At 55.2% G+C, this 13,981-nt stretch carries 12 protein-coding genes and 1 pseudogene; 10 read left to right on the forward strand and 3 right to left on the reverse strand.

From position 1 onward, the window contains the following. Positions 1-93: 93 nt before the first annotated feature. The 7 genes from CGZ80_RS29045 (at position 94) to CGZ80_RS23185 (ending at position 8,281) form a co-directional block, all read left to right on the forward strand. Positions 94-390: an FHIPEP family type III secretion protein gene (locus tag CGZ80_RS29045; RefSeq protein ID WP_255407727.1), complete on the forward strand. Its 297-nt coding sequence runs from the start codon at positions 94-96 to the stop codon at positions 388-390. Then, entirely contained in the window at positions 387-2,219 is a 1,833-nt protein-coding gene (locus tag CGZ80_RS23160; protein ID WP_255407728.1) for a flagellar biosynthesis protein FlhA, read from the forward strand. The genes CGZ80_RS29045 and CGZ80_RS23160 overlap by 4 nt, the downstream gene beginning before the upstream one ends. Before the next feature lie 45 nt (positions 2,220-2,264). Beyond that, positions 2,265-3,506, forward strand: coding sequence for a flagellar biosynthesis protein FlhF (flhF, locus tag CGZ80_RS23165; RefSeq protein WP_094418047.1), 1,242 nt, complete (start codon positions 2,265-2,267; stop codon positions 3,504-3,506). A 271-nt stretch (positions 3,507-3,777) separates the two neighbouring features. Further along, positions 3,778-4,578, forward strand: a complete 801-nt coding sequence (locus CGZ80_RS23170) for a FliA/WhiG family RNA polymerase sigma factor (RefSeq protein ID WP_094418048.1) — start codon at positions 3,778-3,780, stop codon at positions 4,576-4,578. Positions 4,579-4,952: 374 nt separating this feature from the next. Further along, positions 4,953-6,191, forward strand: a complete 1,239-nt coding sequence (locus CGZ80_RS23175; RefSeq protein WP_094418049.1) for a glycosyltransferase family 4 protein — start codon at positions 4,953-4,955, stop codon at positions 6,189-6,191. A gap of 163 nt (positions 6,192-6,354) precedes the next feature. Further along, entirely contained in the window at positions 6,355-7,296 is a 942-nt protein-coding gene (locus tag CGZ80_RS23180; protein ID WP_094418050.1) for a serine/threonine-protein kinase, read from the forward strand. 13 nt (positions 7,297-7,309) lie between these two features. Beyond that, the gene (locus CGZ80_RS23185) at positions 7,310-8,281 is read left to right on the forward strand and encodes an acetyl-CoA carboxylase carboxyltransferase subunit alpha (RefSeq protein WP_094418051.1); all 972 of its coding nucleotides are present in this window, start codon (positions 7,310-7,312) and stop codon (positions 8,279-8,281) included. A gap of 402 nt (positions 8,282-8,683) precedes the next feature. On the opposite strand, the gene CGZ80_RS23190 is transcribed toward CGZ80_RS23185, so the two are convergent. Next, the gene (locus CGZ80_RS23190) at positions 8,684-9,253 is read right to left on the reverse strand and encodes a CvpA family protein (protein WP_094418052.1); all 570 of its coding nucleotides are present in this window, start codon (positions 9,251-9,253) and stop codon (positions 8,684-8,686) included. Positions 9,254-9,534: 281 nt separating this feature from the next. On the opposite strand from CGZ80_RS23190, the gene CGZ80_RS23195 reads away from it, so the two are divergent. Together CGZ80_RS23195 and CGZ80_RS23200 are read left to right on the forward strand one after the other, a co-directional pair. After that, positions 9,535-11,343, forward strand: a complete 1,809-nt coding sequence (locus CGZ80_RS23195) for a M48 family metallopeptidase (RefSeq protein WP_158222827.1) — start codon at positions 9,535-9,537, stop codon at positions 11,341-11,343. Between the two features lie 121 nt (positions 11,344-11,464). Continuing rightward, positions 11,465-12,211 (forward strand): metal-dependent hydrolase, encoded by a 747-nt coding sequence (locus tag CGZ80_RS23200; RefSeq protein WP_233148613.1) that lies wholly within the window; start codon positions 11,465-11,467, stop codon positions 12,209-12,211. A gap of 13 nt (positions 12,212-12,224) precedes the next feature. On the opposite strand, the gene dtd is transcribed toward CGZ80_RS23200, so the two are convergent. Continuing rightward, positions 12,225-12,677 carry a D-aminoacyl-tRNA deacylase gene (gene dtd / locus CGZ80_RS23205; RefSeq protein ID WP_094418071.1) on the reverse strand — a complete coding sequence of 151 codons (453 nt, stop codon included), beginning with the start codon at positions 12,675-12,677 and terminating at the stop codon, positions 12,225-12,227. A gap of 87 nt (positions 12,678-12,764) precedes the next feature. Between dtd and CGZ80_RS23210 the strand changes: the two genes are divergently transcribed. Continuing rightward, entirely contained in the window at positions 12,765-13,670 is a 906-nt protein-coding gene (locus tag CGZ80_RS23210) for a DUF1559 domain-containing protein (protein ID WP_094418055.1), read from the forward strand. Positions 13,671-13,707: 37 nt separating this feature from the next. Here the strand turns inward: CGZ80_RS23210 and CGZ80_RS23215 are convergent. Then, positions 13,708-13,981 (reverse strand): annotated as a pseudogene (locus tag CGZ80_RS23215) (argininosuccinate synthase domain-containing protein); the annotation flags it as partial.

Raw genomic sequence — 13,981 nt, forward strand, 5'->3', positions numbered from 1 at the left:
ATCGAAATGGCATTTTTTTGTACTTTCGCCAATCCTTGTCGAGATTCTTGCCACCGCCGGTGGCTCGCCCCCAAAATCGCTGACGTGCACCTCGTGACCCAATTGCAACGTATCCGACCGCTGTTGATGCCGGGTTTCATGATGGCATGCATGGTTGTCATCCTGATGCCGTTGCCGGCGATGGTGATGGACTTGCTGTTGGCGGGGAATGTTGCGCTCGCGGTTGTGATCTTATTGACCGCAATCCACGTCAAATCGCCTCTAGAGTTTAGTGTCTTCCCGACCGCTTTGTTGGTCACGACGTTGTCGCGATTGGTTTTGAACATCGCGACCACCCGAATGATTTTGACCGACGCACCCCGCTTGGCGAAGACGCCGCCGGAGGCGTGATCCGAACGTTTGGCCAATTTGTTGCCGGAAATCAGGTCGAAGTCGGTCTCATCATCTTTCTGATTTTGGTCGTGGTCCAGTTTGTTGTCATCACAAAAGGTGCGACTCGGATCAGTGAAGTCGCCGCCCGCTTCGCACTCGACGGCATGCCTGGCCGGCAATCGGCAATCGAAGCCGACGTGAACGCTGGGGCGATCGATTCCGAGGAAGCCGCCAATCGGCGACAAGCGTTAGTCGCCGAAGCCGATTTTTACTCCGCGATGGACGGTGCCGGAAAATTTGTCCGTGGCGATGCGGTGGCCGGATTGGTGATCACCGCGATCAATATTGTTGGCGGTCTGTACCTGGGCGTTGTCGTCTCCAAGATGGGGATCGCTAACGCGGCATCTGTGTTTACCAAGTTGACGATCGGGGATGGCTTAGTCAGCCAACTGCCTTCGCTATTGATATCGCTGGCGGCCGGAATTTTGGTGACCCGTGGGACACGCGCGACCAACCTGCCCGAACGGTTCATTGGCCAGATGCTGGGCAATTCAACCGCAATCGCAATCAGCGGCGTGTTCGTTTTAGGGCTTACGGTGACGGGACTGCCGATCCTGCCGCTGACGTTGCTCGGCGGCGGTCTGTTGTTCATCGCTTGGACGCTGTCGGTCAACGAACGTGAAACTGAAAAAGAGCAGGAGCTCGCGCGTGAAACTGAAAGTGCGGCTGCCAACGCCAACCAAAAGCGTGTTGAAGACTTTCTCAATGTTGATCCGCTTGAAGTCGCGATCGGTTTGGGCCTCTTGCCACTCGCCGACCCGGCACGTGGCGGAGATTTGATGCAGCGGATCTCGGCCTTAAGGAATCAGATGGCTGCCGAAATCGGAATCGTTTTGCCAAAGGTGCGTGTGCGTGACGATGCGACCTTGGGTGAGCTTGAATACGAGATCCGTTTGTTCGGAGACTTTGTTGCCCGCGGTCAATTGCGGACTGACAAACTGTTGGCGATCGCAAATGGAAAGGTTACCGGAACGCTGGACGGCGAAAACGTCGAAGGTTTGGGAGCCAGTCATGCGGTCTGGGTCAACACCCAGCAGCGTGAGCAAGCATTGATCTATGGCTACAAGACGCTGACTGCGCCGGTAGTGTTAACCAACCAGTTGGAGCAAGTCGCGCGAGTTTATGCAGACGAACTGTTGTCACATGATGCGACCAAGCACCTCATCGACGAGCTCAAGCAGATCGCCCCGGTGTTGGTCGAAGAATTGATTCCGAGCCGGGTGACAACGGCTGATGTCCAGAAGGTATTGCAGGGGTTGCTTCGTGAATCGATTCCGATTCGACAGCTGGGCATCATCTTAGAGGCGATTGGCGAAGCCGCCGAGCGGACATCGGAAACGGCGGAGCAAATCGAGATTGTGCGTCAGCGGATCGCGCGGACGCTTTGTGTTCCGTTGCGTGATGAGGTCGGTGTCTTGCACGCGATCGCGTTTGATCGACAAGCGCAGTCGGCTCTGCTGGAGAGTACCGATGAACAGTCAACGAAAGCCGGTGCGGAGTCGGTACAGCGTCAAATTGCCGGCGAATCTGACAAAACGAAAGACGTCACTTGCGACGCGATTCGTCAAGGCGTTAAGACGTTAATCGACCAAGGTCACCCTCCGGTTGTCGTCGTTGCCCCAGCTATCCGCCGACGTGTTAAATCGATGCTTGATGCATCGGGTATCTGGGCACACGTCCTTTCGACTCGAGAAATCACCGATGACACGCAGGTTAAGTTGACCGCGATTTCGATTCAGTTTCACGACCATCAAAGCCACGCCTCCACGTCTGGTCATGCCGCGTAGCGACGCGTCGACCAATTGATCGTAACCTTTCTCACAGAACTACCGATGGAATCGAAGACATTTCGAGCCGCGAATCTGCAAGCCGCGTTGGAAGAGATCCGAGAGGAGCTCGGTCCCAACGCGTCGGTCTTAAGTACCAAGCAGTGCCGTGATGGTTGGATGGGATGGTTAGGACATAGTTATGTCGAGGTCACGGCAAGTCCCGATGACCCACATGATTCGGAATCGACACTCCCGATCGAAGCCGGGGCAGGGCAGGGCGGGCTTCGCCTGGCATTGGGGACGATGTCGGGCACCGATCGTCGCCTTGATTTGCTGGGGCGTACAAGCAGTGTCGACGAATTGCAGCGTCAGATCGATTCGCGACAAATCATTCCCGGTCACTTTGGTGACGCATCCCGACCCGATCGTGCTGCTCAAAGTGATCATCCCAAGACATCAACATTCCATTATCGAACGGAGTGGGATCCGTTGTCGGAGTACCGCTTCAAAATGGTTTCACTCGGAGTCGATCCGCATGTGGTCGACCGTTGGATCCGCTCGACCAGTGATTTTGCAAGTGGTCTATCGGATCCGCTTCAGCATTCATGGTTGGAAAAACTGCAACAGGCGGTTTGCCGAGACATTCGTGTTAGCGGTCCGATCGCGATGACGCCCGGGGATCGCCGGATTGTGGCATTGGTCGGCCCGACAGGCGTTGGCAAGACGACAACGGTCGCAAAATTGGCTGCCGGTTTTCATTTAGATCAAAAACAACGCGTCGGCTTGTTAACGATCGACACCTTTCGGATCGCCGCGATCCAGCAGTTGCAAGCCTACGCACAACTGATGGACTTGCCGATGCAGGTGGTCGAATCGGCGGAAAAGATGCCTGCCGCGATCGAGCAGCTTGGGGACGTGGACTTGATCTTGATCGATACTGCAGGGCGGAGTCCCAGCGGCGAAGTCCATATCGAAAAGCTGTCACGGATCCTGCAAGTGGCTCAGCCGGACGAAACACACTTGGTGATTAGCGCGACCAGCACGGCATCCGTGGTGCATTCGGTGATTGACGGATTTTCCGTCGCTCGACCGACAGCAGCGGTCTTGACGAAGCTGGATGAAACCCCGTACACCGCAGGTGTCCTGTCCGCAATCGCGTGCTCGGACGAGCGACCGGGGATTCCCGTCAGCTACGTCACCAATGGTCAGCATGTTCCCCAGGACATCGCCTCCGCTACCACGGATGCGCTGGTGGAACGATTGTTGCCCTCACCGATTCAATGGGCCCAAAAGGAAGCGGCTTAAATAAATTATTAAGCTCAATCTCAACCCAGCGGACAACCGATATGGAAGATGTCGAAGGCTGGAAACTCTGAAATCGACTTGAACGGTTTTTTTTAGAGTCCACTTTCGGCGACTAGGCAGACAGAAACACGGATTCGGATATCTGTTTGCCAACCCGTGCTGATGATTCACTGATCGCAAAAACGTGACGCGAATCACCGGCAACCAACCAAAAGCCTAGCCGCCTTGTGATACGAAATCGAAGGCATAAGAAAAGTTCACGGAGGATTGGATGCCAGCCGCAGTTTCAACGGACGATGAAATCCTTGAGGTTTGGAAACAGTTCAAGCAAACCGAAAAGGATGCGGACCAATACGAACCTCTTCGCAACCGTCTGGTCGAACGTTACATGCCGTTGGTTCGTTATAACGGCGAACGCATTTGGCAACGTTTGCCCGACGGCGTCGAACTGGATGACCTGATCAGTGCAGGCATTTTTGGTTTGATGGATGCGATTGATGCCTACGACATGGATCGTGGCGTCAAGTTCGAAACTTACTGTGTCCCACGTATTCGCGGGGCAATGCTGGACGAACTGCGAACGATGGACTGGGTTCCACGTTTGGTTCGAAGCAAAGCCAGTAAGCTTGCCGTAGCGAAGAAGCAATTGGAAACCAAATTCGGACGTCCAGCGACGATCATCGAACTGTCAGAGCACATGGAGCTCTCAGTCGCCGAAGTCGAAAAGATGGAGTCTGATGCCAACGCCGTCGGTGTCGTTTCACTCAACAAGAAGTGGTACGAAACGGACAGCTACAAGGATGTTCGCGAGATCGACATCCTGGAAGATAAGAAAGGTGAAGACCCAACCCGCCGCGTTCAGAAAAACGATCTGATGCGTCTGGTCACCAAAGGTCTCAACCGCAACGAACGCTTGATCATCATTCTTTATTACTACGAAGAATTGACGATGAAAGAGATCGGTGCGACCTTGGATCTGTCGGAATCACGCGTCAGCCAGATGCACACCTCGATCGTCAACCGGTTGCAAAACCAGCTCGGACGTCGACGTGTGGAGTTCGGCACCGCCTGATCTCGCACGCCTGAATCACATACAACAAGGGCTTCGACTTTTTGTCGGGGCCTTTTTTGTTGCGCGGACAGTGAATTCGCTACTTAGCCAGTGAACTCGAATACCGTGTCGATGCGTAGGTGCAGGTGGACGAGCGGCTCGTGGGTTTTAAATGTCGCCTTTCGTTCCGTGAAGTAAGCGTTTGCTACCGCTGCTTTCGCGGAGCAATAAGCGACACTGGGCGACATCAGAAAACCAGCAAGCTGTTCAAGGCTTGCGGTGGGGCTGCATTTACCCGCCACCCGCTTTCAAATTCAGCACAGAGGTTTCTCAACGGTGGATCGACGACTACCACTGTCATTTCAACCCATTCGAATCAGCCAGGAGGCGTTTTGATGCGTGTCGCACACATCATCACGCGGATGATCATCGGCGGGGCGCAGGAAAACACCCTGCTGAACTGCGTCGATCTGATTGAAGAGCACCATGATGAAGTCATGCTGATTACCGGTCCGGCGATTGGCCCAGAAGGTGACCTGTTGGAGCGCGGCGGGTTTCTTGCAAGCGAGTCTGGATCGGGTGAGTCTCTGCCGGGCAATGGAAGATCGCAGGGCAGGGCAGGGGAGCTGAAAAACGGAGCTCTGGAAATCACCCTTTTGCCGGACTTGCTGCGGAACATTCACCCCGGGCGTGATTGGAAAGCCTATCAAGCGATTCGCAAGACGCTGAAGGCTTATCAGCCGGATGTCGTCCATACCCATAGTGCAAAAGGCGGATTGCTGGGTCGGTTGGCGGCCTGGTCGCTTGGAGTGCCCGCGGTGATTCACACGGTCCATGGCGCGCCGTTTCATGATTTTCAGCCGCGATTGGCGAAGGAGTTCTTTCGACGTTGCGAGCGATATGCGTCGAAACGATGCCATCGAATTTTGTGTGTCGCTGACGCGATGACTGACTTGATGGTCGATGCCAACGTCGCGTCGCGCGATCGATTCACCACCGTTTATAGCGGCATGAATGTCGACCCGTTTGTCAATGCGAATGAGCATCGGGCAGAGGTCCGGTCGCGCTACGGAATCGAGGATCATCATGTGGTCATCGGCAAGGTCGCACGGCTTTTTCATTTGAAAGGACACGATGACTTGATCAAGGCCGCGGCCGAGGTTGTCAAGGTTTGTCCCGAAGTCCGTTTCATGTTGGTGGGCGACGGAATTCTTCGGGAGGAGTTGCAGCGGCAAATCGATCAGCTTGGGTTGGAAGAACATTTCATCTTTACCGGGTTGGTTTCGCCCGAGACCGTTCCGGAACTGATCGGCGCGATGGATGTTTTGGTTCACACGTCGCTGCGCGAGGGCCTCGCGCGGGCGTTGCCGCAAGCGTTGATTGCGGGAAAGCCGGCGGTCAGTTTTGACATCGACGGTGCTCGGGAGGTCGTGATTTCGGACCAGACGGGGTACCTGATTCCGCCACGCGATTGCCAGGCTTTGGCGGACGCGTTGATCCGCCTTGGGGCGGACGCCGAGTTGCGTCAGCGAATGGGTAGGGAAGGGCAGAGGCGATTTACCGAGCGGTTTCGGCATCAATCGATGACGAATCAGATTCGCCAGATTTATCAAGAAGTACTCGCGGGCCGCTAATTCGCTGGACTTGGGCCTCTCCGAAAGAGAGCCGTGAATCGCGAAATTCGGGGATTTCGACGTTGCTCCTCCCCTGGCGGAGTTTGCGACCTTTTCCGAGAGTAGGGCCGTCAACTATGATGGCCGGCCGGTATCACGCACGAGCTTCTCGCACCGAAATCCGATGACAAAAACCCGAGACTTTTTCGGCCCGTATCGTCTGGCCCGGCTCATTCGCTCTGGATCCACCGCGGAAGTGTGGGAAGCGATCGACGAAAACGACAATTCACGCTACGCGCTGAAAATTCTCAAGGGTTCGTGTGCCAACGACAAAAGCGAAATCAACCTACTGAAGCACGAATACAACGTCGGTCAGGATCTGCAAAGCAGCCCGCGGATCATCAAGATTCTCGATCACTTGTTTGCGAACAACCGCCCGTTTTTGGTGCTGGAGTTGTTCAGCGAATTGAATATCAAGCAAGCCTTGCGGCGTGGCCCCGATTCGCTTGCGTACATGTTGGACAAGATCATCGAGCAAGCCGGCGAAGGCTTGTACTACATGCACACCCGTGGCTGGATCCATTTGGATATCAAGCCCGATAACTTTTTGGTCAGCCGCGACGGCGAAACCAAGTTGATCGACTTTACGATCAGCGAGAAAAAGAAAACGGGACTTGGGAAGCTCTTCCACCGCGGCGGTTTGGCCAAAGGCACCCGGAGCTACATGGCTCCCGAGCAAATCCGCAGCAAAGTCTGCGACGAACGCACCGATATCTATTCGTTCGGTTGCGTCTTGTTCGAGATGGCGACTGGCAAACCGCCGTATACCGGGGACACGCCGAACGATTTGTTGAACAAGCACCTCAACGCGCACGTCCCGAGCCCAATCGCATACAACAACAACGTGTCGAAAGACTTTGCCGACATCACCAAACGCATGATGGCAAAGTCGCCTGCAAGTCGTCCCCAGTCGATGTGGGATGTGCTGAAGGAAATTCGATCAATGGAACTTTGGAGCAAACGTCCTCGCAAACCCGAAGTCAGTGTCTTCGACAGCTTGCCAGGCATTCGTGGTGCGGATGATATGATCCGTAAGCCATCCGCCAACGAACTCGATCCCGAATAGGAATAAGCAAACTATGGCTGGCCCCGGTTTAGATTTTGAACTCGAGATCGCGGAAACCGAAAACCGCATCAGCGTCCTCGAGCGTCAAACCGATCGCAATGAGTCCTCCGAAGCCGAGTTGCGTTCGCTGCGGTTGGATTTGGTAAAGCAACTGCGTGATGTTTATTCGTCGTTGGACCCGTGGCAGACCGTTCAAGTCGCTCGTCACAAGAATCGTCCTTACACGAAAGACTATTTGAATCTGGCGTTCGACGACTTCGTCGAGCTTCATGGTGACAAACACTTCGGTGACGACCGCGCGATGTTGTCTGGCTTCGCAAAGCTCGACCGTTTTAAAGTCATGGTGCTTGGGCACCAAAAAGGCCGCACGTTCAAAGAGCGCGCCGCGTGTCACTTTGGTTGTGCGCACCCCGAAGGCTATCGCAAGGCGATGACCAAGATGCGGTTGGCGGAAAAGTACAACTTGCCGCTGATCTGTTTCATCGATACACCCGGCGCGTATCCGGGTGTCGGTGCTGAGGAGCGTGGGCAGGCGCAAGTGATCGCCGAAAGCATGTTCAAAATGAGTCAGTTAAAAACGCCGATCATCTGCATCGTGATCGGTGAAGGCGGTTCCGGCGGCGCGTTGGGAATTGGCGTTGGCGACCGAATCGCGGTTCTGCAGCATGCTTATTACAGCGTGATCAGTCCTGAGGGTTGCGCCGGTATTTTGTGGAAGAGCCACGAGCACGCACCGCGAGCCGCATCGGCCCTGAAATTCACCAGCGATAACCTCAAGCGACTCGGCGTCGTCGATGACGTGATCGAAGAGCCGCTGGGTGGGGCGCATCGCGACCATCACCAAATGGCGTCGCGTCTGAAGTCTTACTTGGCCAAAACGCTGGCTGATCTGGAAACCAAGCCGATCGATGAGTTGCTGGAATCTCGCTACGAGAAGTTCCGCCAGATCGGTGTCTTTTTGGAAGAGCAACCGGTCGAGGCGTAGTCGCTTCGCCCGCGCCCGATTGGTTGTCGACAACCGATCAGGAGGCGAATTGAGTCCGATGTCGACGACCGATCAAATCTGAGTTTGCTTGGTTGTCGACAGCCAATGTTTGGTGCTTCGTCGCGGTGCTTTGCGGTGGTTTAGCTTCGCCCACTGCGGCTGTCTGGGCGGGGCTGGTTGGTTTCGGCCGAGCGCGTTGGCTGGCCGGTGATTGGCTAGCTGATCAGTTGCCGAAGAGCGATCTCTGGGTGGTCGCCGGGAGTTTGGATGCGGGAATGGGCCTGAAAAAGCCCCTTTTGCAACGTCCGATAATCACTCTTATGTTGTATTCGGAGTTCATTTTTCCCCGTATTTCACGCAAAACCCGGGTTTCGGCCAATGGTTCCCCGGTTCTCAGCGCCCCTAGGTGCTTTGTTGGTCTGGCGTTGGCTGCCCTGTGCTGTCGGCTGGCGTTTGGTTGGTCTCGAACTCCGCGTCCATCCTGTCCAGGTACGGCTGGAGGAAGTGTTGGATCTCCGGCGGGATCAGCGGTTCGCTGCGGTTGAGGTTCCTGGCAATGAATCGACCGCTGTTGCTGGCGACGATCTGGTCTCGGATCGAGTCACCCATCAGCGTGACCGCAAACAGCGTGATCAGCGTGCAGTACAGCGAGCCCTTGATGAGCCCGAACAGCGCTCCGATCTGCCGATCGAATTCTTTCAGTTTCAGTCGATCGATCGTCTCGCGGACCATGTTGAATGCGACCCAGATGATCAGCGAGGTTCCGATGAATAGGATCAGCATTGCCAGAAATAGATCCCATGGCGGTTCCGCCTCGATCGATTGGCTGAGCGGTTCTCGGAATCGGTACGCGACGAAATAGCTGACCCCAATCGACGAAATCGACGCGATCTGCCATGCGAAGCCTTTCACGGCGCCGAACAGGCCCGCGCCGGCCAGGATCGCTAGCATGACGTAGTCGTATGGTTGCATGGGTAGGAACTCCGAGTGTCTCGCTCCGAGTCGTTTGCTGCGGGGTCGCCCGTGTCGTTGTCGCGCGGGCTTGGGCGCTACTTATAGGAAAAAGCTCCGTTTGGACGAAGGTCAATCGTGTGTCCTGCGGTCTCGTGGGCGGCGCTCTTTCAGGTCCCGTGCATTTGTTCACATGGATGGTTTCTGGGGTGCTATTCTGAGGGGATGTTTTTCGCCTTTTCTTTGTTTCAGGTGCCTGGATGACTGCCGAACCGCACGATGATTTCTCCAAGTTGAGTTTTGTGAAGACTTTCTTGTTGCCTGCGCTGAGTGTCTTTCTGGTGCCGGCGTTTGCGTTTGCTTTCTTTTGGCATGCGCAAGGACGGATGGATGCGGAAGCTCGCGACGCGATGGTTTCGGCAATTCGCTCTGACCCGACGATCGATCCGAACGAGAAAGACGCTCTTGTGCTGATTTATGAGAGCGTGCCCTTCAGTGAGATGATCAAAGATCCGCAGTTCGCCGCCGGTGTTGATGGCGAGGTGTTGTTTCAGCATCGATCGATTGAATGGTTGAAGATCACATCGGTTGCTTGCATCACATCTGGTGTGGCGATGTTTGTCATTGGCTTTTTAGCCGTGATCGCATCGACACGATCGCAGATGGCTCAGTATGTCAGCTTGGCGGTGGGCTGGAATGTGCTTCGGGTCTTTGGAGCGTTTCAGGCCGTGGCTCAAGTCACGCTATTGGTCTCGCTTTCGTTTTGGGTCACGGCGTTATGGTTTAACGTTTACATTCCCAAGTTGATCATCGTTGTTGCGTTGGTCGGATTGGCCGCGATCTGGGGATTGTTGAAAGCGATCTTCGCGCCAGCGCGAACAGAATTGGAGCTCGAAGGTCAGTTGTTGGACCGGCAGGCTGCGCCCAAGTTGTGGGCTGACTTGCAGCAAATTTGTGATCAGTTGGAAACGCAAGCCCCGTCGCAAATTGTTGCCGGGATCGATGACAATTTCTTTGTTACTGAAGCCCCCGTGATGCTTGACGGAAAGCGTTTGAAGGGACGAACGCTGTATGTCAGCCTGGCGCTATTAAAGCAGCTCAATGGCGAAGAGACTCGTGCAGTGATCGCGCACGAGATGGCGCACTTCAGCGGAAATGACACGCATTATTCGAAGCGGATATCGCCGCTGTTGCAGCGTTTCGACAACTACCTGGGGGCGCTTTATGAAGGTGCGATTACGAAGCCGATTTATTCCTTCATGATGTGTTTCCGTGGCTTGTATGCATTGTCGCTTGGCAAGATTAGTCGCGAACGTGAGTTTCGGGCGGATCTGATTGCTGCGGGTGTGGCGTCGAATCGGTCGGTCGCAAGCGCGCTGATGAGGACGCTCGCATACAGCACCTACCGATATCAGATCGAGCAGGATCTGTTTGATTTTGAAGGATCGCTTGAGGACGCAAAGATTGCTTCGCGGATTGAAAACGGGTTCGGGCAATTCGCACCGTCGTTTATCGGAAGCGAAAACATCTCGTCGCTGCAGACGGCGCATCCTTTCGATTCGCACCCGCCCTTGTCAGAGCGTTTGGACGCGATGGGATATCGAATTGATGCGCCCGAGTTGCAGCAAGATCTTTCTTTGCCAGGCGATGGCAGTTGGTATCACGGAATCGTCAACGCGTCATCATACGAGGCCTCGCAGTGGTCTCAGTACGAAAGCAACTTTCGAGAGGTGCACGCTCGATCGCTGCCCTACCGGTTTCTACCGAGCAACGATCAGGAGCGAGATGTTGTCGAGCAGCTTTTCCCGCCGGTCACCTACGAAGGCAAGAAAGGTACGCTCGTCATCGATTGTTTGGGGATGGCCTACGATCCTTGGAAATCCGAAATGCCATTTTCGGACGCCGAATCCATGTCACTCGAAAACAATGTGTTGACGATTGAGCGAAAAAGTGGCGGGGCTGAATCGTTGAAGACGGGGCACTTTCGTGGCAACACGGACTTGGTCGATACGATCAATCGTTACTTCGTGCGTTATGCCGCTGCGGCGGATTTCCAGCAGCATCGTCTTGCCGATCAAGGTGACGGTTCTGACGGGGGATCCACCGCATAGTGGCGCGTGCTGGCAAACGCGAATTCGGTCTGGCAGTGGGCTGGCGATCTCGGTAAATACGATTGCCCGATTTTATCACTCCACTGCCCTGCTCCGCCTTTGTCAACTCTGTTTTGCTAGCGTGGCTGATTTTAAAACGCACATCACCGCCAGCACCGTCGCCGGAGCCGCTTACGGCTACTGGGGCGTGACCAGTCAATCGATGACGTTAGAGAACGGCATCTTGGCGGGAGGTCTATGCGCGGTCAGTGGGATGTTGCCTGATTTGGACAGTGATGGTGGCATTCCGCTGCGTGAGATCAGCATGTTTGCCGCGGCGGTCGTGCCGATGATGATGCTGAATCGATTCCGAGACTTGAATCTGTCGCACGAATCGATGGCGCTCGCCGCGATGTTGATCTATGTCGCGATCCGCTTTGTCGCGTTTGAGTTTTTCAAGCGATTCACGGTGCACCGCGGGATGTGGCACAGTATTCCGGCAGCGGTGTCAGCCGGGCTGATTGCCTACTTGGTGATGCCATGCCCTAGCAACGCTGAGCGTGCTTACAAAGCGGTTGCCGTGGTCGTTGGCTTCATGGTGCACTTGATCTTGGACGAGATTTGGGCCGTCGAAGTCGGCGTTGGGCGATTGCGTACCAAAAAGTCATTTGGCACGGCGCTCAAGTTTTTTGGCATCAACCCAATGGCCAACGTGATCGTCTATGCGATGTTGTTTGCGCTGCTTTATATCGCGGCCAGCGACAATCAAATCGCGGGACGGCTTCGCGAGCGAGCCAAATATGATTTGACAGAACAGGAGCAATGGTCGCTCCCGAGTTGGCGTCCGCCGATTTTTCGCGCCAGCCGTGATCAGGACGATCTGCGATAAACGGGCGTGGGCGTCAGTTGGTGTCGGATTCTCGTTCGAGCAGTATCGTGACGGGGCCATCGTTGACTAAGGAAACCTTCATGTCGGCGGCAAAAATTCCGGTTTCAACTTCAATGCCGTGTTGCCGAACCATCGCGACATAGCGTTGGTACAATTCGTTGGCCACGTCAGGTGCGGCGGCATCTGTGAACGCGGGGCGGCGGCCTTTGCGGCAATCCCCATACAGGGTGAATTGGCTGATCGCCAGGACTGCGCCGCCGGATTCAATGATCGAACGATTCATTTTTCCGGCCTCGTCTTCGAAGACACGAAGCTGTGCCGTTTTGTCGGCCATCCACTGCACGACGCTTTCGTTATCGCCCTGTCCGATCCCGACAAGTGCCATGAAGCCGTGTTGGATTTGCCCGACGATTGCACCGTCGACTTTCACCGACGCTTCTGTGACCCGCTGTAATACCACTCGCAAAGAATTGTCCTTTAAGATGTAGGCGGATGTCGGTGCCAAATTGCGGCGCCGCTTGACGACTGATCGAATTACAAACCGACGCAATATATGCCTTTACTGTTTACTTGTCCGCACTGCTCCGCCAAGACTCAGGTCGAGGACCGTTACAGCGGCCAATCGGGCGAATGTTTTTCCTGTGGGTCGCCGATCGAAATCCCCGATTTTGCCGGCGTCCAGGAAGTGTCTGCGCCGGCAAAGGCACGCCGTCCTGTCGGAGCGATGTTGGCTGCCGGTGTGGTCTTGATGCTGTTGGTCAGTTTGGTCTTTTCTATCATCCAGTTCGGTGGCGGAAGCGTGTCGCGATTGGCGGAGATTAGGACACAGCGATCATCGATATCGAAACTGGAAGTGATCGCGTCGGCGATGAATGCGTATGCCGCTGACTATGGAGCCTATCCGCCGCCAGCATCAAAGACATCCGGCGGTACGGTGATGCATTCATGGCGCGTGCTGTTGTTGCCCTATTTGGGGGAACGCGAATTGTATTCGCGATTTGATCTCACAAAACCTTGGAATCATCCCGTGAATTTGGAGGCGGCGTATGAGATGCCGGACGCCTATTTGCATCCGGGTGATAACAGCGGAATGCTAGACCGTTCAGGCTACTACTTGGTCGTAGGGCCGGGAACACTGTTTCCGCCAAGTGGTCCACTGGGGCCCAGAGACGTTACCGACAAGTCGGCGCAGACCATCTTGGTGATTGCCGCTCGGCCGCCGAACAATCAGGCGTTCAACGGATGGACCGAGCCAGTCGACTACGACTTTTCCAAAATGCAAGGCACCATCAACAGTGGTGCTGGATTGTCGCCCGGTGGTTTCGTGGAGTCCGGTGCGACGGTAGCGACCGTCGATGGCCGCGGGCATTTTTTGTCAAAAGAGATGTTGCCGCAGACTTTCAAGGCATTGGTAACGCCCCGCGGCAACGAGCCCTTGCCAGACGACACGCTCGATTGATCGGCGTGTCGCCGGCATGTTGCGATTGCAGGTCCGATTAGTAGCTGCGTGGTGTGACGCGGCCTTGGACGCGGCTTGGCAAACCTTGGATTCGCAAGAAGCCTTCTGCGTCATCTTGGTTGTATGAACCGCCGCCTTCCATGGTCGCGATTTCTTCGTCGTACAAGCTGTTCGGGCTTTTGCGTGCGTCGACGGAGATGTTGCCTTTGTAAAGCTTCAGCGTGACTTCACCGGTGACTGGGGTCTGTGCCTGTTTGATGAACGACATCAAGGCGTCCATTTTGGGCGTGTACCAGAATCCGTAGTAAACC

Source organism: Rhodopirellula sp. MGV, from assembly GCF_002251265.1.
GTDB lineage: Bacteria > Planctomycetota > Planctomycetia > Pirellulales > Pirellulaceae > Stieleria > Stieleria baltica_A.

Bases quoted from the DNA above. Each gene is read 5' to 3' on its own strand.
- CGZ80_RS23180 (WP_094418050.1), top strand. From the start codon at position 6,355: ATGACAAAAACCCGAGACTTTTTCGGCCCGTATCGTCTGGCCCGGCTC.
- CGZ80_RS23170 (WP_094418048.1), top strand. From the start codon at position 3,778: ATGCCAGCCGCAGTTTCAACGGACGATGAAATCCTTGAGGTTTGGAAA.
- CGZ80_RS23190 (WP_094418052.1), bottom strand. From the start codon at position 9,253: ATGCAACCATACGACTACGTCATGCTAGCGATCCTGGCCGGCGCGGGC.
- CGZ80_RS23210 (WP_094418055.1), top strand. From the start codon at position 12,765: ATGCCTTTACTGTTTACTTGTCCGCACTGCTCCGCCAAGACTCAGGTC.
- CGZ80_RS23185 (WP_094418051.1), top strand. From the start codon at position 7,310: ATGGCTGGCCCCGGTTTAGATTTTGAACTCGAGATCGCGGAAACCGAA.
- CGZ80_RS23175 (WP_094418049.1), top strand. From the start codon at position 4,953: ATGCGTGTCGCACACATCATCACGCGGATGATCATCGGCGGGGCGCAG.
- flhF (WP_094418047.1), top strand. From the start codon at position 2,265: ATGGAATCGAAGACATTTCGAGCCGCGAATCTGCAAGCCGCGTTGGAA.